This window comes from Streptomyces justiciae (assembly GCF_015163075.1).
Classification (GTDB): Bacteria; Actinomycetota; Actinomycetes; order Streptomycetales; family Streptomycetaceae; genus Streptomyces; species Streptomyces justiciae.
In genome coordinates this window covers 276,044-302,168 of the sequence record NZ_JADDXU010000009.1, presented here as the reverse complement: position 1 = coordinate 302,168, position 26,125 = coordinate 276,044, and the positions used below count along the sequence as shown (strand labels likewise).

Below are 26,125 nucleotides of genomic sequence, written 5' to 3'. Positions count from 1 at the left end.
CCGTCGGGCGACGGGGATCGGCGCGGCTGAACGACGGTTGCGCCGGGTCCAGGTCGTGGAGCGGCGACGGTTACGCCGCATCCACGGATGGTTACGCCGGCCCCAGCTCGTCGAGCATCGCCGCCCGCAACCGCAGCGTCGTGCCCAGTCGCTGGAAGGCCTCCGCCCAGTAGCCCCCGGCGCCCGGCGAGGCGTTCTCCGTCTCGTCCGGCACCGCCAGCAGGCCGTCCAGCCGGCTCGCCTCCGCCGGGTCGAGGCACCGCTCGGCCAGCCCCATCACGCCGCTGAAACTCCATGGGTAACTCCCCGCGTCCCGCGCGATGTTGAGGGCGTCCACCACAGCCCGCCCGAGCGGCCCGGACCACGGCACCGCGCAGCCGCCGAGCAGCTGAAACGCCTCCGACAGGCCATGCGCGGCGATGAACCCGGCTACCCAGTCGGCCCGTTCGCCCGGCGGCAGCGTCCCGAGCAGTTTGGCGCGCTCGGCCAGGGACACCGCTCCCGGACCACCGGCCTCCGGCGCGGCGGGCGCCCCGAGCAGCGCCCGCGCCCAGTCGGCGTCCCGCTGCCGCACCGCCGCCCGGCACCACGCCGCGTGCAGCTCGGACCGCCAGTCGTCCGTCACCGGCAGCGCCACGATCTCCTCGGGCGTCCGCCCGCCGAGCCGCGCCGACCACGTGCCCAGCGGGGCGGCCTCCATCAACTGGCCGAACCACCATGACCGTTCACCCCGTCCCGCCGGAGCCTTCGATACGACACCGTCCCGCTCCATGCTCGAATCGCACTCGTGCGGCGCCTCGACCACGATCGACGGCACCTCGGTCGTACGGTCCACCGCCACGCACGCCGCCGCCCTGACCGCCATCCGCTTGGCGAGCGCCGAGCCCGGCAGCGCCGAGAGCAACTCGGCCGCCGTCGCCCGGACATTGCGACTGCGATCCGACAGTGCCTGCTCCAGGAACGGCTCGTCGGCCGCGCCCAGCCCCGTCCGCAACGAGTCGAGGAACATCAGCCGGTCCTCGGCCCGCTCCGTCGCCCAGGTCGTCGACAGCAACTCCCGCGCGGCGGCGGGCTCGCGGGCCCGTATCGCGCCGAGCAGGGCGACTCGCTCGGCGAACAGGCCCTCCTGCCACAGCCGCCGCACCCGCTCCGCGTCCTCCGGTTGCGGCAGCGCCGCGTCCCCGCCCGGTGCCGCGCGCAGGGCGAACCGCCAGTCCGGATTCAGCCGCGCCAGCCACACCGCGCGGGGTCCGGCGAACGCCAGCGCTGCCGGCCTCAGGTCCGTACGCCCCCGGGCCGCGTCCAGCAGCGCCGGGAGGAGCTCCGCGGGCGCCGCGAATCCCCGGGTGTTGGCGGCGGCCAGCCACTGTGGCAGCAGCTCCATGAGGTCCGGTGCCGTGCCTCTGCGGCCGCCGCCACCCGTGCCGGGGCGGTCGGCCAGCAGCATCGCCAGCCTGCGGGCCGCGGCGGCGGGCAGCGCGGGGCGCGGGTCCGCGGGCGCCGGGTCGGGGCGCGCCGCCGCCGGCGCGGGGCGCAGCCCGGCCCGCCGCCGTACGGTCTCCGCGGCGGCCGCGTCCAGCAGCGCGACCGGCGCCGCGCGCCCCGGAGCTCCGGTTGCGGGGGGGCGCCGGTCGGTCCCCAGGAGCGCGGTGGTGACGAGGTCCTCCCAGATGACTGGGGTCCCCGATGGGGTCTCCGCTGGGGTGGGCGTCCTGTTCATGCGAGCACCTTCTGTCGACGGGCGCGTGCGGTGGCGTGGGCGTCGCTCCGCGCGTACGTGATGTGGACGTTGTCGTCGTCCTGGTGGGCCTGCCTGCCGATGCGTGTGGCGTGGACGTTGTCGTCGTCGTGCGTGGCGCGGACGGTGAACGTGGCGTGGCCGGTGGTGTACGTGTGCGCTCCCAGGTCGGTCGAGTACGTCGGAGGCGTTGGGTCGGTCGGGTTCGGAAGAGAGGCCGGCGGTGGGGTCAGCACAGGCGGACCGGGTCGCCCGCTCCCTCCGGCCAGGCCGTCAGCGGGGTGAAGCCGCGGTGGCCGCACTCGCCGAAGACCTTGATCGGGGCGCCGCCGGACAGCGCGACCAGGCGCCACAGGCCGGGGCGGGAGCGGGCGGTGGGCGTGAGCGGCAGGGCCGCCTCGCCGTCGGCGTCCGCGAGCTGCCAGCTGTCGGCGTCCGGGGTCGGGACGACCTGGTCCAGGGTCACCGGGACCGAGTCGAGCCACGGGTCGTCGCGGAGTGCCTCGCCGTAGCGGGCGGCGGCCTCGGTCGTCGTCATCCCCGGCGGACGTATGGAGGACGGGACCGGTGGCGCGAACTGTTCGCCCAGGGCCGCGCGCAGCTGTCCGGTGCCCGGGTACGAGGAGAGTTCCGCCTCCAGCGCCAGGCCCACCGGCAGGGCGAGTTCGGGGGCGCGGCCCGCGGCGCCATAAGAGAGGAGCAGGGCGCTGCGGCCGGAGCCGGTGCCGTACAGCCAGATGCGACGGGTCGTCAGGCGGGCGTCCGCCGTGTCGTACTGGGCCAGTACGAGCCACTGGTCCCGCACCGGCGGGCCGTCCGCGGAGGCGGGCAGGCCGATGCGGGAACGGACCGTCGCCGCCAGGCCGTCCGGCAGCTGTTCGCGCCGCAGCCAGCCCTGGTCCAGGAGGTGGAGGAGCGCGCACTCCTCCAGCAGCCGCACCGGCCAGCCGGGTCCGGAGGACGGGATCGCCCCCAACTCCCGCACCCGCGCCGCCAGTCCGGAAGCCTGGGCGTCGACCATGCGGGCCGCCGTCTCCTCCCACAGCCCGTACCCGGTCTGCTCCGCGCCGGCCAGCCCGCCGCGCAGCAGGTCCGCGAGGCGCTGCTCCAGCTCCGTCGCCCCCGCGGTGACCCGCTCGGCCCGGCGCTCCGCCCGCCGCCGCGCTGCCTCCGGATCACCGGAGCCGGACGGTGACGCGCCTCCGGCCTTCTTCTCTTCCGCGCGCTGTCTTCTCCCCTCTATCCACTGCTCCGCCCAGTCCGGCGCCTGCCCCGACGGCACCGAACCGTCCTCGCCCGCCCAGAGCAGCAGCAGCCCGAGCGCGTGCTTGCACGGGAACTTCCGGCTCGGACAACTGCACTTGTACGCGGGCCCGGACACGTCCGCGATGTCCACGACCGTCTGATACGGCTTGCTGCCACTGCCCTTGCACAGCCCCCACACCGTCCCCTCGTCGGAACTCCCCGTCTCGGACCACGGCCCCGCCGCCCCGAGTTTGCTTCCCGCTTTGCGTGACGCGGCGTCAGGCGCCAGTGCCAGCACCTGGTCCGCAGTCCAGCGCACCCCCTGCTGAGTCATGTCTTCGACGGTAGATCCCACCACTGACAATCGGTCCGCCGAGCGCTGCTGTGCGTGAATTTCCGCAGGTCAGAGCGATTGTCAGTGGTGTGGTGCAAGGTGGGTGCCAGATCCGAGAACGGCAGAACCGGCCGAGCCTGGAGGGGGACTTCGCCATGTCTGTGACCGTTGAGCCGATGCCCGTGGAAACAGGGGAGACGACACCTGCGCAGGCGTTGCGACCGCATGCCGAGGACGCCTTCGCCGGCGAACTCGCGGCGCTGGCCGCGCAGGACGACCGCCCGCGCCCGGCCCGCTGGAAGCTGTCGCCGTGGGCGGTGGCGACGTACCTGCTCGGCGGCACCCTGCCCGACGGCACCGTGATCTCCCCGAAGTACGTGGGCCCGCGCCGCATCGTCGAGGTCGCCGTCACCACCCTCGCCACCGACCGCGCCCTGCTCCTGCTCGGCGTGCCCGGCACGGCGAAGACCTGGGTCTCCGAGCACCTCGCCGCCGCGGTCAGCGGCGACTCGACCCTGCTGGTGCAGGGCACGGCCGGCACCCCGGAGGAGGCGATCCGGTACGGCTGGAACTACGCGCAGCTGCTGGCGAACGGCCCGAGCCGTGACGCGCTGGTGCCCAGCCCCGTCATGCGGGCCATGGCGGAGGGGATGACGGCGCGGGTGGAGGAGCTGACCCGTATCCCGGCCGACGTCCAGGACACGCTCATCACGATCCTGTCCGAGAAGACGCTGCCGATACCGGAGCTGGGACAGGAGGTGCAGGCCGTCCGCGGCTTCAACCTCATCGCCACGGCCAACGACCGCGACCGCGGGGTCAACGACCTCTCCAGCGCCCTGCGCCGCCGCTTCAACACGGTGGTGCTGCCGCTGCCGGAGAGCGTCGAGGCCGAGGTCGACATCGTCTCGCGGCGCGTCGACCAGATCGGCCGCTCGCTCGACCTGCCCGCCGTACCGGAGGGGATCGACGAGATCCGCCGTGTGGTGACCGTCTTCCGGGAGCTGCGCGACGGGGTCACGGCCGACGGCCGTACGAAGATCAAGTCGCCCAGCGGCACGCTGTCGACGGCGGAGGCCATCTCCGTAGTCACCAACGGCCTCGCCCTGGCCGCCCACTTCGGCGACGGCGTGCTGCGCGCGGGCGACGTGGCGGCGGGCATCCTCGGCGCCGTCGTCCGCGATCCGGCGGCCGACCGGGTCGTCTGGCAGGAGTACCTGGAGGCGGTCGTGCGCGAGCGCGACGGCTGGACGGACTTCTACCGCGCATGCCGCGAGGTGAGCGCGTGAGCGGGGACGACCTGGGGTGGGGGAAGCCTGGCGGAGGCCAGGGAAGCGGTGGGTCGGGCGGCTCCGGTGGCTCGGGTGGGGGCAAGGGATCGGTGGTTCCCGAGGGGAGGGGATGGAGTGACCGGCATTGACGGGGGCGAGGGCGGGGCGATCGGTGGGGAGCCGTTGCTGCTCGGCGTACGGCATCACGGGCCCGGGTCGGCCCGCGCGGTGCGGGCGGCGCTGGACGCGGCCCGGCCGCGGGTCGTCCTGATCGAGGGTCCGCCCGAGGCCGACGCGCTGATCCCGCTGGCCGCCGACGCGGACATGCGGCCGCCGGTCGCCCTCCTGGCCCACGCGGTGGACGAGCCCGGCCGGTCGGCGTTCTGGCCGCTGGCCGAGTTCTCCCCGGAGTGGGTGGCGATGCGATGGGCGCTGGAGCAAGAAATCCCGGCCCGTTTCATCGACTGGCCGGCGACGCACTCGCTGGTGTGGGGGAGGGATGCGGAGGCCGAAGGAGCTGGCAGTTCTGACGGGACCGAGGACGCCGATCCGATCGACGTCCGGGTCGATCCCCTCGCCGTGCTCGCCGAGACGGCCGGTTACGACGATCCCGAGCGGTGGTGGGAGGACGTCGTCGAGCATCGGGGCGGCGGCACAGGGGACGTGTTCGGGCCGTTCCTCGCGCTGGAAGAGGCGATGGGGGCGCTGCGGGAGACGTACGGGCACGGGGGGCATGACAAGGACCTCGTGCGGGAGGCGTACATGCGGCTCCAAGTGCGGGCGGCCCAGCGTGAGTTCGGGGCGGGCGTGGCCGTCGTGTGCGGGGCGTGGCATGTGCCGGCGCTGCGGCAGAAGGCGTCCGTGGCCGCCGACCGGGCCCTGGTGAAGGGGCTGCCGAAGGTCAAGGCGGACATGACGTGGGTGCCGTGGACGCACCGCAGGCTGTCCCGGGTCAGCGGCTACGGGGCGGGCATCGACTCACCGGGGTGGTACGGGCATCTGTTCGCCGCGCCGGACCGGCCGATCGAGCGGTGGATGACCAAGGTGGCCGGGCTGCTGCGGGCGGAGGACCGGCTCGTCTCCTCGGCGCATGTCATCGAGGCGGTGCGGCTGGCGGAGACGCTCGCGGCGATGCGCGGGCGCCCGCTGGCGGGGCTGAGCGAGACCACTGACGCGGTGCGGGCGGTGATGTGCGAGGGATCGGACGTGCCGCTGTCGCTGGTGCACGACCGGCTCGTGGTCGGGGACGTGCTCGGCGAGGTGCCGCAGGGGGCGCCCGCGGTGCCGTTGCAGCGGGACCTCGACCGGGTACAGCGCAGGCTGCGGCTCAAACCGGAGGCGCTGGAGCGGGAGTTGGAGCTCGATCTGCGCAAGGAGATCGACGCCGGCCGCAGCAGACTGCTGCACCGGCTGCGACTGCTGGGCGTGGCGTGGGGCGAGCCGGTGGCGTCGCGGGGGAGCACGGGCACGTTCCGGGAGACGTGGCGGCTGCGCTGGGAGCCGGAGCTGGCGGTGCGGGTCGCCGAGGCGGGGGTGTGGGGGACGACCGTGCCCGCGGCGGCGACGGCCAGGGCGGAGGCGGACGCCGTCGGCGCGCCGAGCCTCGCCGACGTCACCGCGCTCGCCGAGCGCTGTCTGCTGGCCGAACTCCCGGACGCCCTCCCGGTGGTGATGCAGGTCCTCGCCGACCGCGCGGCCCTGGACACGGACGTCGGCCACCTGGCCCAGGCCCTGCCCGCACTGGTCCGCTCCCTGCGGTACGGCGACGTCCGCGGCACCGACACCCACGCCCTCACGGAGGTCGCCGAGGGCCTCGCCGAGCGCATCTTCGTCGGCCTTCCCCCGGCCTGCGCCGCGCTCGACGCGGACGCGGCCGAGGAGATACGGCGCCATGTGGACGCGGTGCACGGGGCGGTGGGGTTGCTGGGGGACGCGGCCGCGGCGGGAGGGGCGAGCGTCCCTGCGACGGACGGGGCGGAGAGGACCCCGGGTGGTTCGCTGCGGGCCCGCTGGCACTCCGTGCTGCGAGTGTTGTGCGGGCGGGAGAGCGTGCCCGGTGTCATCCGGGGGCGGGCCGTGCGGTTGCTGCTCGACGACGGGGAGTTGGGGCAGGACGAGGCCGCGCGGCTCATGGGGCTCGTGCTGTCGCCCGGGACACCGCCGGCGGATGCGGCGGCCTGGATCGAGGGCTTCGTCGGCGGGGGCGCCGGGGGCGGGATGCTGCTGGTGCACGACGAGCGGCTGCTCGGACTGGTCGACACCTGGCTGACCGGGGTACCGGCGGACGCCTTCACGGACGTGCTGCCGCTGCTGCGCAGGACCTTCTCGGCGTACGAGGCGGGGGTGCGGCGAACGCTCGGCGAACTGGTCCGGCGGGGACCGGGGGAGGGGAGCGGCGGCAGGCAGGCCGGCGGCGGTGCCGGCCTCCCCGGCTTCGCGGCCGACCTCGATGCCGCGCGGGCGGACGCGGTGCTGCCGGTGGTGCGGCTGCTGCTGGGGCTGGACGACGTACCTGGTCATCGGGGCGCCGACGACAACGACCTTGCGGGGGTGGGGAGATGACAACCGAGCGGATGAGTGAGCTGCGTGGGCTGAGTGGGTCGGGGGAGCGGATCGAGGGGGCGGGCGCGGTGACGGACGGGCAGGGGGCGGAGTTGGCGGGTGCGGAGTTGGCGGGTGCGGAGCTTCCGGGAGAGGAGTGGGCGGGGGTGGAACTGCCGGGAGCGGAGACGGCGGTGGCGGCCGTGCGGGTGATGCCGCTGTGGGCGCGGCCCTTGGGGGAGCCGGAAGAGCCGGGGTGGTCCATGGTCGCGCGACGACCGGCGACGGCCCGGTCTCTCGAGGGGGTCGGCGTATGAGCGGCGACGTGCTGGATCCGGCGCAGGAGCGGCTGCGCCGGTGGCGGCTGGTGCTGGGTGGGGATGCCGCGGACGGGACCGGGTGTGCGCTCGGCGGGCGGGACGCCGCGATGGACGGGGCGCTGGCCGCGCTGTACGGGAAGGGGGACCGGCAGGGGCAGCAGCCGGGGCGGGACCGTTCCGCGGGCCTCGGGGCCTCCGCGCCGTCCGTGGCGCGCTGGCTCGGTGACATCCGGACGTACTTCCCGTCCTCGGTCGTCCAGGTGATGCAGCGCGACGCCATCGACCGGCTCGGCCTCGCCACGCTGCTGCTGGAGCCAGAGATGCTGGAGGCGGTGGAGGCCGACGTCCACCTCGTCGGCACGCTGCTCTCGCTCAACAAGGCGATGCCGGAGACGACGAAGGAGACGGCACGGGCGGTCGTGCGCAAGGTCGTCGAGGACCTCGAGAAGCGGCTCGCCACCCGGACCAGGGCCACCCTCACCGGCGCCCTCGACCGCAGCGCCCGCGTCAACCGGCCCCGGCACCAGGACATCGACTGGAACCGCACGATCGCGGCCAACCTCAAGCACTACCTGCCGGAGTACCGGACGATCGTGCCCGAGCGGCTCATCGGCTACGGACGGGCCTCGCAGTCGGTGAAGAAGGAGGTCATCCTCTGCATCGACCAGTCGGGGTCGATGGCGGCGTCGGTCGTGTACGCGTCCGTGTTCGGGGCGGTGCTCGCCTCCATGCGGTCGATCAACACCCGGCTCGTCGTCTTCGACACCGCGGTCGTCGACCTCACCGACCAGCTCGACGACCCGGTCGACGTCCTCTTCGGCACCCAGCTCGGCGGCGGTACGGACATCAACCGGGCGCTCGCGTACTGCCAGTCGCAGATCACCCGGCCCGCGGAGACGGTGGTCGTGCTGATCAGCGATCTGTACGAGGGCGGCATACGCAACGAGATGCTCAAGCGGGTCGCGGCGATGAAGGCGTCGGGCGTGCAGTTCGTGACGCTGCTCGCGCTGTCCGACGAGGGGGCGCCGGCCTACGACAGGGAGCACGCGGCCGCGCTCGCCGCGCTGGGCGCACCGGCCTTCGCCTGTACGCCGGACCTGTTCCCGGAGGTGATGGCGGCGGCGATCGAGAAGCGGCCGATTCCGGTGCCGGAGGGGTGATTTGTCGACCCGGTGACAGCGACTTCGGGCAGCAAAAGGGACATGACTACCCATCGGTAACGGAGGGCTTGCGGAACCTCCGTACTCCCGTGCGAGTATCGACGCCTCTTCAGCGTCGCGTCGACGCGTGGCTCGTCACGCATGACGTGTTCCGCCGCACGGGAGGACCCACCCCCTCTTGACCTCGTCAGCCGCCGCTCTGCCCGGTGCCGCTCTGCGCGTGTTGCGCACGGCGGCCGGGCGGCGTGCGCTGCAAGTGGTCGTGCTGGTGGGCGGGTTGTTCGCGCTCGGGTTCCTCTGCGGGGAACGGGCGAGCGCGGCGGAGGGCGTGCCGACGGTGACGTCCCATGGGGTCGCGTCGGTGGCCCCGGTGACGTCCGTGGTGCCGGTGGACGGCGTCCAGTCGTTGACGCGGGACACGGTGGAACGGTTGGTGACACCGCCGACTGAGGCGGACGCCCACCCGACCGCGCCGCCACCCGAGGCGCAACCGGCCGCACCCGCACCCGATGCCCGCGCGGTCGCACCCGCACCCGAAGCCCACGCGACCGCACCGCCGCTGCCCGATCTCACGGACACCACCGTCGAGGACAAGGTGCTCCGCCCGGTGACCGAGCAGGTCGGCGGGGTCGTGGACGGCAAGGTCGTACAGCCGGTCGAGGACCTCGTGGAGACGGTCACCGAGCAGCTGGCCGAGGCGCAGACGCAGTTGCCGAACCTGCCGGCTTTCCCGGCCGTGCCCGAGTTCCCGGTGCTGCCGGAGGCTCCTGGGCTGCCGGTGGTACCGGTGTTGCCGGGGCAGACGTTGCCGGCGCCGGTCACGGCGACGCCGCAGCCGGGTTCCTCGGCGGACGGTTCGACCGGCGGACAGGACTCCGCCGGCTCCAACAGCTCCGACAAGGCGAGGGCGAGGGCGAGCAGGGTCGGCGGTGACTACGGTCCGTCGTCCCTCGACGGTTCCCCCGTCACGGGTACCGCCCCCAAGGCGGACCGGCATCGTGCCGCGACGTCGGGCGGGTACGTCCCCGCGCATCCGGCGCCCACGGGTGACCAGGGCGGGGCGCTGGCCAACCGGTCCGGCGTGGACAACGGTTCGCCGCGGCACGGCGACGCACACGCCGTGTCCCTGAACGACCGCGCCCCGCTGAGGCTCGTGCCCGGCGGCGTGGTGGGCACCGACGCGGACGGCACCCGGGACAGGCACCGGGACATTCCGGTTTCCCCGGCTTAGGGCGGGCGCTCACCCCTGCCGCCGACGTGTGGCGCGGGGTGGAACAGGTCGCTTCGACCACCCGGGAATCCTCCGCATCTCCAGACGAGACGGACCCCGGACATGTCCCCAGCCGTCCGAAACCGTCCGAGCCCCAAGACCGGCACCGGCACCCCTTGCTTGCCTCCTGGGCTTCGGACCCCCAGTTCCCAAGGACCTGACGTACCCATGAACAAGAACATCCGCCGCTCCATCGTCATAGCCGCCGGCGTCACCGGCGCGTGGGCGCTCGGCTCCACGGCAGCCAGCGCCGACGAGCTGCCCGCCTCCTCCCTCTCCGTGTCGGACACGACGACGGACCTCACGGAGGGCGTCACGGCCGACGTCACGAACACGCTGACCGGCGTGACCGACACGGTCGACGGCGTCGTCTCCGCAGTGACCGACACGGCCACGGAGACGGCCCCCGCCGACACGAAGGTCACGACCCCGGAGACCACCCAGGCGGTCAAGGCAACCGAGGCCGCCAAGACCGCGACCACCTCCAAGGCCACCAAGGCCACCAAGATCAAGGGCGCCGCAGCCATCCAGGGCGCGAAGGCCGCCCGCGCCGCCCGTGCCGCGCAGGCGCAGCTCGACGCGACGGCCCAGGAGAAGGCCGGTGAGACGGTCGCCGCCGCGCGGACCACCGTCTCCGACGCGGGCACCCCGCAGGACGACGTCGACTACCTCTTCGGCCCCCTCGCCGTCTTCGCCCCGGAGCTGGAGCGGGCCCTCGCCGGCGCCCAGACCAAGCTCCAGGGCGTCCAGTCGGCGGCGCGCACGCAGGCGCAGGGCATCGACGGCGTCGTACGGACGAAGGCGCAGCAGGTCGTCGCGACGGCAGGCCGCACCACGTCCACCACGACGGACACGGCGCACGCCACCCTCACCGCCACCGAGGCCCACGCGACCAGCGCCGCAGCCACCGCCCGGAACGCGACCGGCACCGTCACCGCTCTCCCCGCCACCCTGACCCCCGTAGTGGACGAGACCGCCGCCGCGGCCGTCCCCCCGCTGGCCACCGCCGCAGTGCACGGCGCTGCCCCGGTCGTCGACCGGGCGGTGGGCGGGGTGGCGCCCGTGGCCCCCGGTGTCGTGCACGGCGCCACGCCCGTCGTCACCGGCGCGGTCGCGGGCGTCGCCCCGCTCGCCACCGACGCCGTCGCCGGGGTGAGTGGGACCGCCGGTCATGCCGTCGACGCGGTCACCGCGCTCGCGTACGGCGTCGTCGCCGACGTCCAGCCCGTCGCGAACGGCGTCGCCGCCGATGCGCAGGGCCTCGCCACCGGCGCGGTCCAGGGCGTCACCCCGGTCGCCGGCGGTGCCGTCGCCGGTGTCCGGCAGGTCGCCGGTGGCGTTGTCGGCGACGTTCCGCCGTACGCCGGCGGGCTCGTCGGGCAGGTCGGTGCCGATGTCACCGGCAGCGTGCTCCCGCCCGTCGTGGGCACCGCCGTGCGCGGGGTCGTCCCCGTCGCGGAGCAGGCCGTGGTCGACGCGGGGGCGCTGGCGTACGGCGTGACGGCGGACGTGCGGCACACCGTCGCTGAGGTGGCGCCGCTCGCGTACGGCGTGGCCGGGCACGCGGGTGGTCTGGCCGAGGGCGTGAGCCAGGACGTGGCGCCCTTCGCGTACGGCGTCAGCGGTGCCGTCCAGCCGGTCGTCGAGCTCGTCCAGCCGGTCGTGGCGGGCGTCGGCGGCAGTGCCGAGACCTTGGCGTACGGCGTCACCCAGGACGTCGCCCCCTTCGCGTACGGCGTGACGGGGGACGTGCGGGGGACCGTCGACGGGGTCGTGCCCGTCGTCGGGCACACCGTCGACGGCGTGACCCCTCTCGCGGGGAACGCCGTCACCGGCGTCCAGGGGGTCGGCCGGTCCGTCACTCCCGGATACGACGTCTGACCCTCCCCACCCCCACCCGACTCCGCGAGGCAGCACGCCCGGACGGCCGAAAGCCGTCGGTCCGTCCGGCGTGACCCCTCGCGGTCGGAGCCGGGCGGTCCCCATTGGGGTGGGGATCATCGGCTCCGCGCCCCTAAGGGGCTGCTCAGGGGGCCTCACCGGGTCAACCCCAGCCCGGTGAGGCCCTTCCTCATGTCCCTCTCGGTCCCTCACACCTGACACGCCGTGCCAGTGAGGGCGGCATCATGTGACAGGTATCACCGCTCAGGTGTGACGCTCGATTTAGGGGCCCCCTGCAAGCAGCGATAACCTGCGAGACGGACATGCCGCGCGCTCGGACACCGTGTGCGCCTCCCTTGTGACACTCGGCGGACGTCACGTTGCCCATCGCGGCACGCCCACGCATCCAACGAACCGCGAGATCACTGATAGGGACGGAAGCGCGTGGACCTGTTCGAGTACCAGGCGAGGGACCTCTTCGCCAAGCACGATGTACCGGTGCTGGCCGGTGAAGTCATCGACACGCCTGAGGCGGCCCGCGCAGCCACCGAGCGTCTCGGTGGCAAGTCCGTCGTCAAGGCCCAGGTGAAGGTCGGCGGCCGTGGCAAGGCCGGTGGCGTCAAGCTCGCCGCCACCGCCGACGAGGCGGTCGAGCACGCGACCAACATCCTCGGCATGGACATCAAGGGCCACACGGTCCACAAGGTGATGATCGCCGAGACGGCCCCCGAGATCGTGGAGGAGTACTACGTCTCCTTCCTCCTCGACCGTGCCAACCGCACCTTCCTCTCCATCGCCTCCGTCGAGGGCGGCATGGAGATCGAGGAGGTGGCGGCCACCCGTCCGGAGGCCGTCGCCAAGACGCCGATCGACGCCAACGTGGGTGTGACCCCCGAGGTCGCGCGCCAGATCGTCGAGGCCGCGAACTTCCCGGCCGAGGTCGCCGACAAGGTCGAGAACGTCCTGGTCACCCTGTGGAAGACCTTCATCGAGGAGGACGCGCTCCTCGTCGAGGTCAACCCGCTGGCCAAGGTCGCCTCCGGTGACGTCATCGCCCTGGACGGCAAGGTCTCCCTGGACGAGAACGCCGAGTTCCGTCAGCCGGAGCACGAGGCCCTCCAGGACAAGGACGCGGCCAACCCGCTCGAGGCCGCCGCCAAGGAGAAGAACCTCAACTACGTCAAGCTCGACGGCGAGGTCGGCATCATCGGTAACGGTGCCGGTCTGGTCATGTCGACGCTGGACGTCGTCGCGTACGCCGGTGAGAACCACGGTGGCGTGAAGCCGGCCAACTTCCTCGACATCGGTGGTGGCGCCTCCGCCGCCGTCATGGCGAACGGCCTGGAGATCATCCTCGGCGACCCCGACGTCAAGTCGGTCTTCGTCAACGTCTTCGGTGGCATCACCGCCTGTGACGAGGTCGCCAACGGCATCGTCCAGGCGCTCCAGCTGCTCGCGGACAAGGGCGAGGAAGTCACCAAGCCCCTCGTCGTCCGCCTGGACGGCAACAACGCCGAGCTGGGTCGCAAGATCCTCTCCGACGCCAACCACCCGCTGGTCCAGCGCGTGGACACCATGGACGGCGCGGCCGACAAGGCCGCCGAGCTCGCGGCTGCGAAGTAAGGGACGAGGGAACACAGCCATGGCTATCTTCCTCAACAAGGACTCCAAGGTCATCGTCCAGGGCATGACCGGTGCCACGGGCATGAAGCACACCAAGCTCATGCTGGCGGACGGCACGAACATCGTCGGCGGCGTGAACCCCCGCAAGGCGGGTCAGTCGGTCGACATCGACGGCACCGAGATCCCGGTCTTCGGCACGGTCGCCGAGGCGATCGAGAAGACGGGCGCCAACGTGTCCGTCCTCTTCGTACCGCCGGCCTTCGCCAAGGCAGCGGTCGTCGAGGCGATCGACGCCGAGATCCCGCTCGCCGTCGTCATCACCGAGGGCATCGCGGTCCACGACTCGGCGGCGTTCTACGCCTACGCCGTGTCGAAGGGCAACAAGACCCGGATCATCGGCCCGAACTGCCCCGGCCTCATCACGCCGGGCCAGTCGAACGCCGGCATCATCCCGGGCGACATCACCAAGCCGGGCCGCATCGGTCTGGTCTCGAAGTCCGGCACGCTGACGTACCAGATGATGTACGAGCTGCGTGACATCGGCTTCTCCTCCGCCGTCGGCATCGGTGGCGACCCGGTCATCGGTACGACCCACATCGACGCGCTCGCCGCGTTCGAGGCCGACCCCGACACCGACCTGATCGTGATGATCGGTGAGATCGGTGGCGACGCCGAGGAGCGCGCGGCCGCGTTCATCAAGGAGAACGTGACCAAGCCGGTCGTCGGCTACGTCGCGGGCTTCACCGCGCCGGAGGGCAAGACCATGGGTCACGCCGGCGCGATCGTGTCCGGCTCGTCCGGCACGGCTGCCGCGAAGAAGGAGGCCCTCGAGGCCGCGGGCGTCAAGGTCGGCAAGACCCCGACCGAGACGGCGAAGCTGGCGCGCGAGATCCTCGCCGGCTGAGTTTGATCTGACGGTTGGTGGGCCCGTTCCCCTGGGTGGGGTCGGGCCCACCGGCGTTTTCGCTTTGAGCGGGTCAGCGGGTCAGCGGGTCAGCGGGTCAGCGGTGCCAGTCTCACCGGGCCGCTCGTCATCTCGCCCCGCAGCTTCTCCCGCAACTCCACCTCCGCGGCCGACAACGGCCCCTGCGCAACCCTCTCCGGCACCCCCTGGATCTCCGCCCCCGGCGCGATCGGCGGTTCGTAATGCGTCGGTGCCGTGCGTAGCGTCAGCGCCGTCGTGCCGATCAGCGCCACCGTGAACGCGATCGCCGCCCTCGTCCAGAAGCGGGCCCTGCGTTCGCTGCCCGTCCGTACCACCGGCGGCTTCGCCGCGCGCAAGCGCTCCGTGGCGGCGAGTTCGGTCAGGCGGCGGTGGAGTTCGGTGGGGTCGGAGAGGTCCGGCAGGTGCGCGGCGATCGCCTCGCGCGCGTTCATCAGCCGCCCGGCCGCGGCCGGCGTGCTCGCCTCCGTCTCCGCCGCCGTCTCCGGCAGGTCGAGGCCGACACCGTCGTACAGTACGAGTGTGCGGCGCTGCGGTGGCGGCAGGCGCAGGAGTGCGGCCAGCAGGGCGCGGTCGGAGGCGTCGGCGGGCGGGGCCTCCGGGTTGCGGTAGCGGGGGCGGAAGCGGTGCCAGGGGGAGAGGGCGTACTCGTACGCCGTGGCCCGCACCCAGCCCGCAGGATCGCGGTCGACCGCCACCTCCGGCCAGCGCTGCCAGGCGAGTTGGAAGGCCCGCTCGACGGACTCGCGGGCGAGTTCGCGGCGCCCGGTGAGGAGATAGGCCTGCCGTACGAGGGCGGGTGCGCAGAACGCGTACAGGGCGTCGAAGGCCTGAGCGGGCGTCAGAGGGGCCGGGGCGGCTTCCGCGGGTTCGAGCTCCGGCGCGGGTTCGGGTTCGGGCGCGGGTTCGGGCTCGGGGTCCCCGGGTGGTTCTTCGTGGAACTGAGGTGCCGTCACCTCGGTGGGTGGCGGCTCCTCTTGGGTCAACGTGCTCAGCAGCTTCGCGTACGCCTCCCGCTTGCGGCCGCGTGGATTCGTACGGCCGGACTCCCATGCGCGGACCGTCTCCCGGGTGACCCCCACCCGTTCGGCGAGCTGAGCCTGCGTCAGGGACCCGGCCTCGCGCAGGCGTCGGCGTTCCTTGGGCGGGGGGAGCGGGGTTGCAGGGCTCTGGGTCACAGGGGGCCCCTTCGTACGAAAAAGTACATAGTCGTATATTGAGCGACACGGCAGGAGTTCGCCTGTTACGACGAGAAAGCGCGTGTCGTTGGGAGCATGACGGTCGTGATCCAGATGACCGTTCGCCGATCGCCCCTGTCGTCCCTGCTCACCCGGTTGCGTGACCGTTCGCCCGGACTGGCCGCGAGCCTTCTGAGTGGGGTGCTCGCGGCGGGGCTGGGGCTCGGTTCGCTCGCCGTGCTGGTGATGGTGCTGTGGATCAGTTCGCCGTATCCGGACAGCGGGCCGGGTGGTGCGCTGCATGTCGCGGCGGCGCTGTGGCTGCTCGCGCACGGGGCGGAACTGGTCCGCACGGACACGCTGTCCGGGGTGCCGGCGCCGGTGGGGGTGACGCCGTTGCTGCTGCTGGTGCTGCCGGTGTGGCTGGTGCACCGGGCGGCGCGGGACGCGGTCGCCGACGAGGAGGACACGGCCGGGGCGGCGGGGTGGACGGCGTTCGCGGGGGTGGTTCTCGGTTATCTCGGCGTCGGGGCGGGGGCCGCGTTGTATGCGGCGGGCGGGGAGTTGCGGCCTTCGTGGGTGTGGACGGCGGTGTGCGTGCCGGTCGTGGTGACGGTCGCGGCGGGCGCGGGCGTCTGGACGGCGTACGGCCGCCCGCGCGGCCCCGTCGACGGCGTGCTGCTTCTGCTGCCGGCGTCGGTCCGCCGTCTCGTCCTCGGCCCGGATGCCGGGCAGCGGCTCGGGGTGGCGGCGCGGGCGGCCGGTGCCGGGGTGGCTCTGCTGGTGGGTGGGGGTGCGCTGCTGCTGGCGGCGTCCCTGGTCTGGCACGGCGGCGCGGCGCGGCTCTCCTTCCTCCAGTTGACGGAGGGGTGGTCGGGACGGTTCGCCGTACTGCTGCTGTGCGTCGCGCTCGTGCCCAACGCGGCGGTCTGGTCCCTGTCGTACGCCCTCGGCCCCGGCTTCGAACTGGGCGCGGGCCATGTGGTGGGCCCCCTCTCCTCCGCACCGGCGCCACTGCTGCCACCGTTCCCCCTGCTGACGGCGGTGCCGGAGGCGGGCACCGGGACGTGGCTGAACTGGACGGCGGGGGCGGTGCCGGTGGTGGCCGGGGTGACGGTGGGGTGGTTCGTGGCGGGGGCGGCGAGTGGGGGGAGAGGCCGGAGGGGGCGGGCCGACGGGGGTAGGGACAGGGCTGAGGCCTCCGGGGCACGGCAGGTCAGTGGGGTCGGCCGCCTGTCGGGGACGGATGCCGGAACGGCCGGTGCAGTGCACGGCAGGGGTGGTGGTGTGCGGGTGGGGCAGGAGCCTGCGGTCTGGTCGCGGGGTCGGACGGCCGGTACCGCCGGGCTCGCGGCCGCTCTCTGCGCGGCCTCGGTCGCGGTCCTCGCCGCACTCGCGGGCGGACCACTCGGGGTGTCCGCGCTGGCCTGGTTCGGGCCGGTCTGGTGGCTGACGGCAGGGGCGGCACTGCTGTGGACCGCGACGATGGCGATCCCTACGGCACTGGGGCTGCGGGCTTGGCGGTGCCGGGAGCGGAAGGTGCGCCGGGTGCGGGCGGCGACGGCCGCTGAGGCGCGGGGAGAGGAGCCGGGGCCGCAGGGTGGGGCGCGGGGTGAGATGCCCGTTTCGCGTGGTGGGTCGCGGGGGGAGGTGTCGGCGGTCGAGGTGGGGGCCAGGGAGTCGACGGGCTTCGAGGGAGCTAGGGGTGCGCCGGAGGTGGCGGCAGCCCACGCGAGGCGTTGGTTCTCACGGCGGAAGAGCGCCGGTCGGGGCGCAGCCTTGAGGTCCTCCGATCCCGAGATGTCCGTTCCCATGACCTCAGGCCCTGGGACACTCACAGCCGAGGCCTCTGCCCACATGGCCCCCGGCCTCGAGATGGCCGCCCCCAAGCGCTCCGCCAACCGCTGGTTCTCCCGCAAGCCGCGCGCGAGCCGAGCAGCCGCAGCGCCCTCCACGCCGTACGAACTCGACGCCGACGATGCAGCCTTCGAGCCCTACGACTTCCTGCCCGCCGACCCCCGCCCGGCCGCGAATCCGATCGCGAGCCCGACGGCCGGCCCGAGCGCGAGTCCGGCCCCGAGCCCGGCCGCGAGCCAGCCCGCGAACCCGACCCCGACCGCCGTCCCTGCCCCGAACTCGACCGCCACCCCGGACCTGAACCCGTCCACCACCCCCACGCCGCCCACCCCCTGGCACGACGACGCCTCCCGTGAAGCGCGCTGGGCGGTGCTCAGGGAGGTGTCCGACACGGAGTGAGGGTCAGCTTGTGCCCAGGATTCCGCGGAGTTCCTTCGGGAGCAGGTCGCTGCAGGACTGCTTCGCCTGGTTGGTGAGCGCGTCGTTCGTGCAGGTGTAGTAGTCGCTGTAGACGAGCTGCGCCGTGAAGCCCGCGCCGACCAGGACGATCGCCAGGGACGCGGTGACCAGGCCGCTGATCGCCGCCGTGGTCTGGGGTCGGGAGCCCGACGTGTCCGGCGCCGGGGTGTCGGGGTCGGCGGGGCGGGGCTTGGCGCGCAGGGCGCTGACACCCCAGTACACGGCGAGCGCCCCGAGCAGCAGCGCGACGTACGGCCAGCTGAACAGCGCGAAGAAGAATGCCCACATACCGCTCAGCAGCGAGTACCGCGCCCGGCGCTGGGTGGGGTCGGTCGGGTCCCAGCGCATCCCGGTGCCGGAGCCGCCGCCGCTGCCCTGGCCGCCCTCGGGGCCGGAGCTGCCGGGACGGTCGCCGAAGCCGCCGGAGGACCGGCCGGGCTGGCGGTCGCTCCACTGGCTGCCCCACGGGGAGCCGGAGTCGCCGTCGGAGTCACCGCTCGGGCGGCGCGGCTGCCACGGCCGGTCGGGCGTGCCCTCCGGCGGCGGGGCGAAGGGGTTGTCGTCCCCGGAGGAACCTCCCCGCCCGGCGTCCGGCCCCTCGCCGCCCGGCTTGCTGTCGGGCTTGTCGTCCGAGGGTGCGTCGGGCGGGGACGCGGGGCGCTCCCGCAGCAGCACGCCGCGGCGCTCCCCTCCCTGCATCGACTGCGGGGGGAGCGTGAGGAGTCGCAGGCTGCGGTCCGGCATCAAGTGAGCGTCTTCCCCTAGGTGATACGGCTGTCTGGCGTGAGCTGATGTGAGCCTTCACTTCGGAAACGCACCGCACGACGACCACGTTCCCGAGTCGGGCCCTCCCAGACGCTACCTTCCGGCCACGCCCCCGTCCCGTGGGGGCCGCCCGGAGTGCCGGTATCGTTGCTGACGTTCGGCCGCTTCGTAGACTTCCCCGTATCCCGGGGCGCGATGCATTCGTACGAACGTACATACCGAACGTACATACCGCATGTCCCCCGAGAAAGGGCCCCTCGTGGCTAAGCGCCTTGTCGTGCTGGTCTCCGGTTCCGGCACCAACCTCCAGGCGCTCCTCGACGCCATCACGGAGACCGGCGCCGAGGCCTACGGCGCCGAGATCGTGGCCGTCGGAGCCGACCGCGCCGGCATCGAAGGGCTCGCCCGGGCCGAGCGCGCCGGGCTGCCGACCTTCGTCACGCGCGTCAAGGACTTCGAGAGCCGCGAGGAGTGGGACGCCGCGCTCGCCGAGGCCGTCGCCGCGTACGAGCCCGACCTGGTCGTCTCCGCCGGGTTCATGAAGATCGTCGGCAAGGAGTTCCTCGCGCGGTTCGGCGGGCGGTTCGTCAACACCCACCCCGCCCTTCTCCCCAGTTTTCCCGGCGCCCACGGCGTCCGTGACGCGCTCGCGTACGGGGCCAGGGTCACCGGCTGCACCGTCCACTTCGTCGACGACGGCGTCGACACCGGACCGATCATCGCCCAGGGCGTGGTCGAGGTCCGGGACGAGGACGACGAAGACGCTCTGCACGAGCGCATCAAGGAAGTCGAGCGAAGGCTGCTCGTCGAGGTCGTGGGGCGGCTCGCCCGCAACGGCTATCGCATTGAGGGACGAAAGGTAGTTATCCAGTGACCGCCGAGAGCATCGAGAGCGGCAAGCGGGCCATCCGTCGCGCGCTCGTCAGCGTCTACGACAAGACCGGGCTCGAGGAGCTTGCCCGCGGGCTGCACGAGGCCGGCGTCGAACTCGTCTCCACCGGATCCACCGCGGGCCGGATCGCCGCCGCCGGCGTCCCCGTCACCAAGGTCGAGGAGCTCACCGGCTTCCCCGAGTGCCTGGACGGCCGGGTCAAGACCCTGCACCCGCGCGTGCACGCCGGCATCCTCGCCGACCTGCGCCTGGAGGACCACCAGCGGCAGCTGGCCGAGCTGGGCGTCGAGCCGTTCGACCTGGTCGTCGTGAACCTCTACCCGTTCCGCGAGACGGTCGCCTCCGGCGCCTCGCCCGACGAGTGCGTCGAGCAGATCGACATCGGCGGCCCCTCGATGGTCCGCGCGGCGGCGAAGAACCACCCCTCGGTCGCGGTCGTCACCAGCCCCGCGCGGTACGCCGACGTCCTGAGCGCCGTCCAGAACGGCGGGTTCGACCTCACCACCCGCAAGCGGCTCGCCGCCGAGGCCTTCCAGCACACGGCGTCGTACGACGTGGCCGTCGCCTCCTGGTTCGCCTCCTCCTACGCGCCGGTCGACGAGTCACAGTTCCCCGACTTCCTCGGCGCCACCTGGGAGCGCGAGAACACCCTCCGCTACGGCGAGAACCCGCACCAGCCGGCCGCCCTGTACGTGGACGCCTCCGGTGCCGGTCTTGCCAAGGCCGAGCAGCTGCACGGCAAGGAGATGTCGTACAACAACTACACGGACACGGACGCTGCCCGCCGTGCCGCGTACGACCACGACGAGCCGGCCGTCGCGATCATCAAGCACGCCAACCCGTGCGGTATCGCGGTCGGCGCGGACGTCGCCGAGGCGCACCGCAAGGCGCACGCGTGTGACCCGCTGTCGGCGTTCGGCGGCGTGATCGCCGTGAACCGGCCGGTCAGCAAGGAGATGGCCGAGCAGGTCGCGGAGATCTTCACCGAGGTCATCGTGGCGCCGGACTACGAGGAGGGGGCCCTGGAGGCCCTCGCCAAGAAGAAGAACATCCGGGTGCTGAAAGCCGCGGGCGCGCCCGCCAACCCGGTCGAGGTCAAGCCGGTCGACGGCGGTGTGCTCCTCCAGGTCGCCGACCGCCTCCAGGCGGACGGCGACGACCCGGCGAACTGGACGCTGGCCACGGGCGAGGCGCTGTCCCCGGCCGAGCTCGCCGAGCTGGCCTTCGCCTGGAAGGCCTGCCGCGCGGTCAAGTCCAACGCGATCCTCCTCGCCAAGGACGGCGCCTCGGTCGGCGTCGGCATGGGCCAGGTCAACCGCGTCGACTCCGCGAAGCTGGCCGTCGAGCGGGCGGGCGCCGAGCGCGCGCAGGGGTCGTACGCGGCCTCCGACGCGTTCTTCCCCTTCCCGGACGGCCTGGAGATCCTCGTCGAGGCCGGCGTCAAGGCCGTTGTCCAGCCGGGTGGTTCGGTCCGCGACGAGCTGGTGGTCGAGGCGGCGAAGAAGGCCGGCGTGACGATGTACTTCACGGGGACGCGGCACTTCTTCCACTGAGCCGCAACGCGTGTGACGGGGCCCGCCGGTGATCCACCGGCGGGCCCTTGCGTGTCCCCTGTGTGGGGGCCGTAGATGCCGTCCCATTCGCCGGAGTCGTTCGGGAACGCCTTCTTCTGGGCCGCGATGAGCGCTTCGCGTGTCCGGTCGCCGAAGATGCCGTCCGTGTCGAGCCCGGCCGAGTAGCACAGGTTCAGCGCGATCTGGAGCCGGGTGACGCCGCTGCCCGTGTTCCCCTTGGCCAACTGGCAGTTGTAGATGGACCCGCTCCGGACAGCAGTACGGCTGCGGCGGCGATGCCCGCCCTGGCCCGGGGCACACGGAACTTCACGGTGTTTCCTCTCCGTCGGTGGCGATGCGACGTCATGGCACCACGCACCGAAGCCGGCGCCATCCTGAAAAGTTCGAGGTTCCACCGCCCGGCCACGGCGCTGACGATCGGCGTGCGCAAGCCGCGCAGTCCGTTCCGAGGGCATCCGAGCGAGCCCGAGGAAATCCCGGGGAATCCAAGGGGGAAGAACCCGATGAACTTCCGTATGACGCGGGCACGTCTGGCCGCCGCGGGCATGGGCGCCGCCGTCGTCGCCACGCTGACCGTCAGCGCCTCACCGGCCTCCGCCTCGGCGTCCTGGGGGTATGTCCGAGGCGTCGGAGCCGAGTTCAGGAACGACTGGGCCGCCGAGGGCACCGTCTCGGCGTCGTCCTACGCCAGGAGCAACGTCGCCTGCTTCTGGCAGTACATCCTCTGGGCCGAGGGCGCCGACGAGTTGGGTGCCGGATCCGACACCGGTGTCTACGACAAGTCCGACATCGACGGCATCTTCGGGGCCAACACCACCCACGCGACCAAGAACCTCCAGGCGCGCTGGGGGCTGGACGACGACGGCCTGGTCGGCCCGAACACCTTCAGCAAGGCCGACGACAACCTGGTGCTCTACTCGGGCAACACCTCGAACGTGAACAGCGAGGTGATCTTCCACTACGAGGGGGACGCGCACAGCTTCTACGTGAGGCGGGCGCCCACTAGCGGGAACTACGGCTGGTACGAGGGCCAGACGCTGTACCACGCCTCGTACAACACCCGCACCTGCAGCTGAGTGCCGGGCGCGGGAGGCTGACGAGGGCCCGCCGGTCGCGCCGGCGGGCCCTCTGCTGTGCGGCGCGGGTCAGCCGCAAGTGCTGTTGTTCTTGTAGCTCGCGTACTGCCACTGGCCGTTGTGGTAGATGCGGTACTTGCCGTCCGACGTCCGGTAGACGTCGAAGACGAAACGGGAGCCGTGGTAGCGGAGCTTGGACTTGGTCGCCGAGGTCGAGCCGGCGCCACGGAACTCCAGCTCGCCGAGCTTGGTCGACGCGTTCCACTTGTCGTCGGCCGCGCCGAACGTGTTCTTGCCGACGACGCCGTCCTGCGTCAGCCCCCAGGCCTTCTGCAACTGCTTGGTGGCGTACTTGGTGTTGGCGCCGAACCTGCCGTCGATGTCGGCCTGGTCGAACTGCGTGCCGTTGCTCTCCTTGACACCCTCGGCGTAGAGGATGATCTGCCAGAAGCAGGTGGCGTTGGAGTCCGAGTGCGACGACGTCGACAGGGTGCCCTCGTCGCCGAAGTCGTCGTAGAACGACCCGCCGCCGCTCACATAGCCGTTGCCCGCGCTCGCCGAGGCGGGCGAGGCGCTGACGGCCAGCGCTCCGGCGACCGCGCCGGTCACCGCGACGGTGGCCAGCCGGGCTCGTGTCGTACGGAAGTTCATGGTGTGGTTCCTTCCCCGTTGACTGCGGTGCCGAGTGCTCGGCACCGAGTTCTCCGTGCTGTGCTGCGTGGCACGGCGGCGGGGCGGGGGTGGTCCGCCGGTGCCGCCGTGCCACAACGAGCATGTGCCGGACCGCGGGCGAAGCTCCAGCGCGGTCGGCGAAGTGGGGTGATCATGGGATGGGGATGGCCGTGACCTGCGGTGATGCCGGGCCGGCTGAGGTGTGGGCGGGACGCCGGGACGGGCTCTGACATCCTTTGCCTGGGCTTTACGCGAGTGAAGTCCACGTACACACACGGGGGTTGGTCATGTCACGGTGGAGGGACCTGCCGGAGTCGCTCGATCCACGGCTGCGGCACCTGGTCGCGGAACTGCGCGCGCACAAGGACCGCAGCGGTCTGAGCATCGCGGCGCTCGCGCACCGGACCGGGTTCGGGAAGTCGTCCTGGGACCGGTATCTGAACGGCAGGGCGCTGCCGCCGGAAGAGGCCGTCGAGGCGCTCGCCCAGGTCTGCGAGGTGGCGGCGGCGCCGCTGCTGGAGCTGCGGGAGCTGGCGACGACCGGCGCGGCGGAGGCGGAAGCGGAGGCGGGCGTCGAGACCGTACGGCCGATCGGCGCCGCGCCGCGAACCCCCGTGCCCTGGACGGCCATTCTGCTCTCCAGCGTCACCACCTCCCTGGTGATGCTGGCCGGCCTGGTGCTGCTCGCCCCCTGGGAGGACTCCACGCCGTCCGCGCCGGCCGCCACCGCCACGGAGAGGCCGGCCGCCGGTGACGTCCATCCCGAGCTCGGCGTCTACAAGTACAGCTCGGGTACGACGTACGAGTGCGACGTCCGGCGCGACGACGACGGCCTGCTGTACGCGGGATACAGCCGCACCCGCACCGCCCTCCTCGACAAGAACGCCTACCGCTGGGCCGTCGTGGAGGCGCAGTGCCTGCTGGAGCAGCACGGCGCCTCGCCGGGCGTCGTGGACGGCGCCTTCGGCACCAACACCGACCGTGCGGTACGGCAGGTGCAGACCGAGGCGAAGATCGCGGTGGACGGGGTCATCGGACCGGACACCTGGAAGGTGCTGCGCAAGTGAGCGCTGGGGAGCGGCCGTTGCCTCCCGAGTGCGCGAGGCTCGCCGCGACACTCCGCGAACTGCGGTCCGCCACGGGGCTGAGCCTGGCCGCCCTCGCGGCGCGCACGCCGTACAGCAAGTCCTCCTGGGAGCGTTACCTCAACGGCCGGACCCTGTCGCCCCGGCAGGCGGTGGAGCAGCTGTGCGCGCTGGCCGGGGCGCAGCCGGAACGCCCGCTCGCGCTCTGGGAGTTGGCGGAGGCGGCCTGGCGTGGCCGGTCGGAGGTGCGGGACGCTCCCCGGGCCGAGGGGGACAGGTCGGCGGGGGAGGCCGCTGATGAGCAGGGGGTCGCCGAACCGAACGCTCGCTCGCGCGTCGTCCCCTGGCTCCTCGCCGGTCTGGCCGTGTTCGCCGCCGGAACCCTGTTCCTCCAGTCACGCCCCGACGACGACACGGCCCCGGCGGTCGTGCCGCCGGCCTCGACCGCCTCCGAAGCCGGCCCCGGCTGCCACGGCGCCTCCTGCACCGGCAAGGGCGCGGAGAGCCTGGACTGTTCCACGGCCACCCGTGCCCCGGTCGAACTCGGCGAACACCGCTACGGCGACACGCTCGTCAAGGCCCGCTGGTCCCCGTACTGCGACACCGTGTGGGCCAGTCTGGACCGCGGCGTCCTCGGCGACCGGGTGGAGATCGTGGTCCCCGGCGTCCGAGTGCAGCACCGCCGGGTCGAGACCCGCCTGGAGGAGACCTACCGCGTCTCCACGACGATGGCGGCGGCCCGGGAGGACGTACTGGGCCGCGTGCAGGCGTGTCTGGTACGGCGGGACGAGCGGCGGTGCTTCACGCTCACGCCGCCGTAGCCGCCGTACGCCACGCACCGCCGAAACCGGCTCCCCGGCCGCCGCTCGTGCGCCGCTCTGCGGGTGGTGCCCCGGCCGTGCTGAGCGGCGGGGCGAAGAGCGGAACCGTGCGGTGGCGGGGTGCCGTTCCCGCGTGCCGGCCGGGCCTGTGCTCGGCCGCTCGGGGCCGCGCCACACCTGGCTGGTCCAACTCTCATGCAACAGGCCCCACTTGAGCCATGCTGTTGAGGCTGAGCGCAAAAGCCGAGTTCACCGGGGGGAACGAGATGCTCCGCGTCCACTTCGGCGAGGCCGACCTGGCCAGGACCCGGTTGTGCGCCACGTCCGACCCGCTGTGGGACGTCGCCATCAGCCTGCATCGGCTGCAGACCCGGCAAGGCCGCTGGGCCTACGCGGACTGGCACCGGACGACCCGGCGGCGGCTGCGCGAGAAGGGGCTGGAACGGGCCGTACGGAACGTGCTGTTGCCGCTGTACCCGAGGGGCCCCTACTTTCCCGACTTCCTCACACCGTTCCAGGCCTCCGAGGGGCTGGACGCCGGGCTCGAGGCCGTCCTCGCCACGGCGCCGCACCGGGTGCGGGCGGAGATCGGCGTACTGGACCGGGTGGAGGGCGCGCCCCCGTGGGCCGGCCGGCTGGCCGAGCGGGGGGTGCGGGAGGAGTTCGTACGGCTGCTGCGCGCCTATCACGAGGTCGCGGTCGCGCCGTACGAGGACGAGGTGCAGGCCCGTGTCGAGGCCGAGCGGGCGGTGCGGGCGCGGGCGCTCCTGGACGGCGGCGTGGAGGGCATGCTGGCGGGGCTCGGGCCGTGGGCGCGGTGGGAGCGGCCGGTGCTGCACGTCGACTACCATCCCGCGGTCGACCGGGACCTGCGGCTGGAGGGGCGCGGGATGCTGCTCGTCCCGTCGTACTTCAACCTCCAGCGGCCGATCACCTTCGCCGACCCGGGCCTGCCTCCCGTACTGGTCTGTCCACTGATCCACGAACCGCCGGCCGCCGACCTGCCGGACCCGCCTGCGGCCACGTCGGCGGACCCGCCCGCCGCATCGCTGGCCGTCCTCCTCGGCCGGGCCCGTGCCGTCGCCCTGCACGCCGTCGCCCAGGGCGCCACGACCGGCGAGATCGCGCGCGCCGCGGGCGTCTCCGCGTCCTCGGCCAGCCGCCATGCGACGGCCCTGCGGGACGCGGGCCTGATCACCAGCACACGGCACGGCGGTTCCGTGCTGCACACCCTCACGCCCGTGGGGGCGTCCGTGCTGCGGGCGGCGGCCCGGCGGACCGGGGCCGCCTGACGGGGCGGGTCGCGGACGCTCCGAAGCCCGCCCGGGTTGTACGCGTATCGACTGATTGCCCACGCCTTGTAGGTGCGCTTTCATCCCTGCAGAGCCCCGGCACCGGACCGGGGCACCTGCCTTCTGGGGGA

21 protein-coding genes and 1 pseudogene are annotated in these 26,125 nt (G+C 73.1%); 15 read left to right on the top strand and 7 right to left on the bottom strand.

The window, feature by feature from the left end; genetic code table 11:
* Positions 1 to 91: 91 nt before the first annotated feature.
* From IQ210_RS25790 to IQ210_RS25780, 3 genes are read right to left on the bottom strand one after another with little or no spacing between them, the layout of a single operon-like run.
* Entirely contained in the window at positions 92 to 1,720 is a 1,629-nt protein-coding gene (locus IQ210_RS25790) for a DUF5691 domain-containing protein (RefSeq protein ID WP_194081480.1), read from the bottom strand.
* Positions 1,717 to 1,974, bottom strand: a complete 258-nt coding sequence (locus IQ210_RS25785) for a hypothetical protein (protein WP_194081479.1) — start codon at positions 1,972 to 1,974, stop codon at positions 1,717 to 1,719. The genes IQ210_RS25790 and IQ210_RS25785 overlap by 4 nt, the downstream gene beginning before the upstream one ends.
* Positions 1,968 to 3,317 (bottom strand): SWIM zinc finger family protein, encoded by a 1,350-nt coding sequence (locus tag IQ210_RS25780; protein WP_194081478.1) that lies wholly within the window; start codon positions 3,315 to 3,317, stop codon positions 1,968 to 1,970. The genes IQ210_RS25785 and IQ210_RS25780 overlap by 7 nt, the downstream gene beginning before the upstream one ends.
* Before the next feature lie 155 nt (positions 3,318 to 3,472).
* Here IQ210_RS25780 and IQ210_RS25775 point away from each other — a divergent pair, with 155 nt between their 5' ends.
* From IQ210_RS25775 to sucD, 8 genes are all read left to right on the top strand, one after another.
* A complete protein-coding gene (locus tag IQ210_RS25775) occupies positions 3,473 to 4,603 on the top strand; it encodes an ATP-binding protein (RefSeq protein WP_194081477.1) in 1,131 nt (376 codons plus the stop codon).
* A 117-nt stretch (positions 4,604 to 4,720) separates the two neighbouring features.
* Complete coding sequence (locus IQ210_RS25770; RefSeq protein ID WP_322656723.1) at positions 4,721 to 7,147, top strand: DUF5682 family protein; 2,427 nt, start codon at positions 4,721 to 4,723, stop codon at positions 7,145 to 7,147.
* A gap of 11 nt (positions 7,148 to 7,158) precedes the next feature.
* Complete coding sequence (locus IQ210_RS25765; protein WP_194081476.1) at positions 7,159 to 7,443, top strand: hypothetical protein; 285 nt, start codon at positions 7,159 to 7,161, stop codon at positions 7,441 to 7,443.
* The gene (locus IQ210_RS25760; protein ID WP_194081475.1) at positions 7,440 to 8,606 is read left to right on the top strand and encodes a VWA domain-containing protein; all 1,167 of its coding nucleotides are present in this window, start codon (positions 7,440 to 7,442) and stop codon (positions 8,604 to 8,606) included. Before IQ210_RS25765 ends, IQ210_RS25760 begins: the two co-directional genes overlap by 4 nt.
* Before the next feature lie 178 nt (positions 8,607 to 8,784).
* Positions 8,785 to 9,837 carry a hypothetical protein gene (locus IQ210_RS25755; RefSeq protein WP_194081474.1) on the top strand — a complete coding sequence of 351 codons (1,053 nt, stop codon included), beginning with the start codon at positions 8,785 to 8,787 and terminating at the stop codon, positions 9,835 to 9,837.
* Positions 9,838 to 10,044: 207 nt separating this feature from the next.
* Positions 10,045 to 11,757, top strand: a complete 1,713-nt coding sequence (locus IQ210_RS25750; RefSeq protein ID WP_194081473.1) for a hypothetical protein — start codon at positions 10,045 to 10,047, stop codon at positions 11,755 to 11,757.
* Between the two features lie 444 nt (positions 11,758 to 12,201).
* Positions 12,202 to 13,380, top strand: coding sequence for an ADP-forming succinate--CoA ligase subunit beta (gene sucC / locus IQ210_RS25745; RefSeq protein ID WP_194081472.1), 1,179 nt, complete (start codon positions 12,202 to 12,204; stop codon positions 13,378 to 13,380).
* A gap of 19 nt (positions 13,381 to 13,399) precedes the next feature.
* On the top strand, positions 13,400 to 14,284 hold the full coding sequence (gene sucD / locus IQ210_RS25740) for a succinate--CoA ligase subunit alpha (RefSeq protein ID WP_194081471.1): 885 nt from the start codon (positions 13,400 to 13,402) through the stop codon (positions 14,282 to 14,284).
* An 89-nt stretch (positions 14,285 to 14,373) separates the two neighbouring features.
* Here sucD and IQ210_RS25735 read toward each other — a convergent pair whose 3' ends face one another.
* The gene (locus IQ210_RS25735) at positions 14,374 to 15,501 is read right to left on the bottom strand and encodes a helix-turn-helix domain-containing protein (RefSeq protein WP_194081470.1); all 1,128 of its coding nucleotides are present in this window, start codon (positions 15,499 to 15,501) and stop codon (positions 14,374 to 14,376) included.
* Positions 15,502 to 15,597: 96 nt separating this feature from the next.
* Here IQ210_RS25735 and IQ210_RS47310 point away from each other — a divergent pair, with 96 nt between their 5' ends.
* A complete protein-coding gene (locus IQ210_RS47310) occupies positions 15,598 to 17,757 on the top strand; it encodes a cell division protein PerM (RefSeq protein ID WP_228048313.1) in 2,160 nt (719 codons plus the stop codon).
* A gap of 3 nt (positions 17,758 to 17,760) precedes the next feature.
* On the opposite strand, the gene IQ210_RS25725 is transcribed toward IQ210_RS47310, so the two are convergent.
* The gene (locus tag IQ210_RS25725; RefSeq protein WP_194081469.1) at positions 17,761 to 18,561 is read right to left on the bottom strand and encodes a hypothetical protein; all 801 of its coding nucleotides are present in this window, start codon (positions 18,559 to 18,561) and stop codon (positions 17,761 to 17,763) included.
* Positions 18,562 to 18,817: 256 nt separating this feature from the next.
* Here IQ210_RS25725 and purN point away from each other — a divergent pair, with 256 nt between their 5' ends.
* Together purN and purH are read left to right on the top strand one after the other, a co-directional pair.
* Positions 18,818 to 19,456, top strand: a complete 639-nt coding sequence (purN, locus tag IQ210_RS25720) for a phosphoribosylglycinamide formyltransferase (protein ID WP_194081468.1) — start codon at positions 18,818 to 18,820, stop codon at positions 19,454 to 19,456.
* On the top strand, positions 19,453 to 21,027 hold the full coding sequence (gene purH / locus IQ210_RS25715; protein WP_194081467.1) for a bifunctional phosphoribosylaminoimidazolecarboxamide formyltransferase/IMP cyclohydrolase: 1,575 nt from the start codon (positions 19,453 to 19,455) through the stop codon (positions 21,025 to 21,027). Before purN ends, purH begins: the two co-directional genes overlap by 4 nt.
* Before the next feature lie 92 nt (positions 21,028 to 21,119).
* Here the strand turns inward: purH and IQ210_RS48510 are convergent.
* Positions 21,120 to 21,503, bottom strand: a pseudogene (locus IQ210_RS48510) (peptidoglycan-binding domain-containing protein); the annotation flags it as partial.
* Between the two features lie 60 nt (positions 21,504 to 21,563).
* Here IQ210_RS48510 and IQ210_RS25705 point away from each other — a divergent pair.
* Positions 21,564 to 22,124, top strand: a complete 561-nt coding sequence (locus tag IQ210_RS25705; protein WP_194081466.1) for a peptidoglycan-binding domain-containing protein — start codon at positions 21,564 to 21,566, stop codon at positions 22,122 to 22,124.
* Positions 22,125 to 22,193: 69 nt separating this feature from the next.
* Here IQ210_RS25705 and IQ210_RS25700 read toward each other — a convergent pair whose 3' ends face one another.
* A complete protein-coding gene (locus tag IQ210_RS25700) occupies positions 22,194 to 22,775 on the bottom strand; it encodes a peptidoglycan-binding domain-containing protein (RefSeq protein ID WP_194081465.1) in 582 nt (193 codons plus the stop codon).
* Positions 22,776 to 23,083: 308 nt separating this feature from the next.
* Between IQ210_RS25700 and IQ210_RS25695 the strand changes: the two genes are divergently transcribed.
* The 3 genes from IQ210_RS25695 (at position 23,084) to IQ210_RS25685 (ending at position 25,994) form a co-directional block, all read left to right on the top strand.
* Positions 23,084 to 23,863 (top strand): helix-turn-helix domain-containing protein, encoded by a 780-nt coding sequence (locus IQ210_RS25695; RefSeq protein WP_194081464.1) that lies wholly within the window; start codon positions 23,084 to 23,086, stop codon positions 23,861 to 23,863.
* Positions 23,860 to 24,702, top strand: coding sequence for a helix-turn-helix domain-containing protein (locus IQ210_RS25690; protein WP_194081463.1), 843 nt, complete (start codon positions 23,860 to 23,862; stop codon positions 24,700 to 24,702). Before IQ210_RS25695 ends, IQ210_RS25690 begins: the two co-directional genes overlap by 4 nt.
* A 266-nt stretch (positions 24,703 to 24,968) precedes the next feature.
* Complete coding sequence (locus tag IQ210_RS25685) at positions 24,969 to 25,994, top strand: helix-turn-helix domain-containing protein (protein ID WP_194081590.1); 1,026 nt, start codon at positions 24,969 to 24,971, stop codon at positions 25,992 to 25,994.
* Positions 25,995 to 26,125: the final 131 nt, after the last annotated feature.

What these genes read in the sequence shown, in the direction of transcription:
- IQ210_RS47310 (WP_228048313.1), top strand. Translation starts at nt 15,598, where the DNA reads ATGACGGTCGTGATCCAGATGACCGTTCGCCGATCGCCCCTGTCGTCC.
- IQ210_RS25765 (WP_194081476.1), top strand. Translation starts at nt 7,159, where the DNA reads ATGAGTGAGCTGCGTGGGCTGAGTGGGTCGGGGGAGCGGATCGAGGGG.
- sucD (WP_194081471.1), top strand. Translation starts at nt 13,400, where the DNA reads ATGGCTATCTTCCTCAACAAGGACTCCAAGGTCATCGTCCAGGGCATG.
- IQ210_RS25725 (WP_194081469.1), bottom strand. Translation starts at nt 18,561, where the DNA reads ATGCCGGACCGCAGCCTGCGACTCCTCACGCTCCCCCCGCAGTCGATG.
- IQ210_RS25685 (WP_194081590.1), top strand. Translation starts at nt 24,969, where the DNA reads ATGCTCCGCGTCCACTTCGGCGAGGCCGACCTGGCCAGGACCCGGTTG.
- IQ210_RS25775 (WP_194081477.1), top strand. Translation starts at nt 3,473, where the DNA reads ATGTCTGTGACCGTTGAGCCGATGCCCGTGGAAACAGGGGAGACGACA.
- IQ210_RS25705 (WP_194081466.1), top strand. Translation starts at nt 21,564, where the DNA reads ATGACGCGGGCACGTCTGGCCGCCGCGGGCATGGGCGCCGCCGTCGTC.
- IQ210_RS25760 (WP_194081475.1), top strand. Translation starts at nt 7,440, where the DNA reads ATGAGCGGCGACGTGCTGGATCCGGCGCAGGAGCGGCTGCGCCGGTGG.
- IQ210_RS25780 (WP_194081478.1), bottom strand. Translation starts at nt 3,317, where the DNA reads ATGACTCAGCAGGGGGTGCGCTGGACTGCGGACCAGGTGCTGGCACTG.
- IQ210_RS25790 (WP_194081480.1), bottom strand. Translation starts at nt 1,720, where the DNA reads ATGAACAGGACGCCCACCCCAGCGGAGACCCCATCGGGGACCCCAGTC.
- IQ210_RS25695 (WP_194081464.1), top strand. Translation starts at nt 23,084, where the DNA reads ATGTCACGGTGGAGGGACCTGCCGGAGTCGCTCGATCCACGGCTGCGG.
- IQ210_RS25700 (WP_194081465.1), bottom strand. Translation starts at nt 22,775, where the DNA reads ATGAACTTCCGTACGACACGAGCCCGGCTGGCCACCGTCGCGGTGACC.
- IQ210_RS25750 (WP_194081473.1), top strand. Translation starts at nt 10,045, where the DNA reads ATGAACAAGAACATCCGCCGCTCCATCGTCATAGCCGCCGGCGTCACC.
- purN (WP_194081468.1), top strand. Translation starts at nt 18,818, where the DNA reads ATGTCCCCCGAGAAAGGGCCCCTCGTGGCTAAGCGCCTTGTCGTGCTG.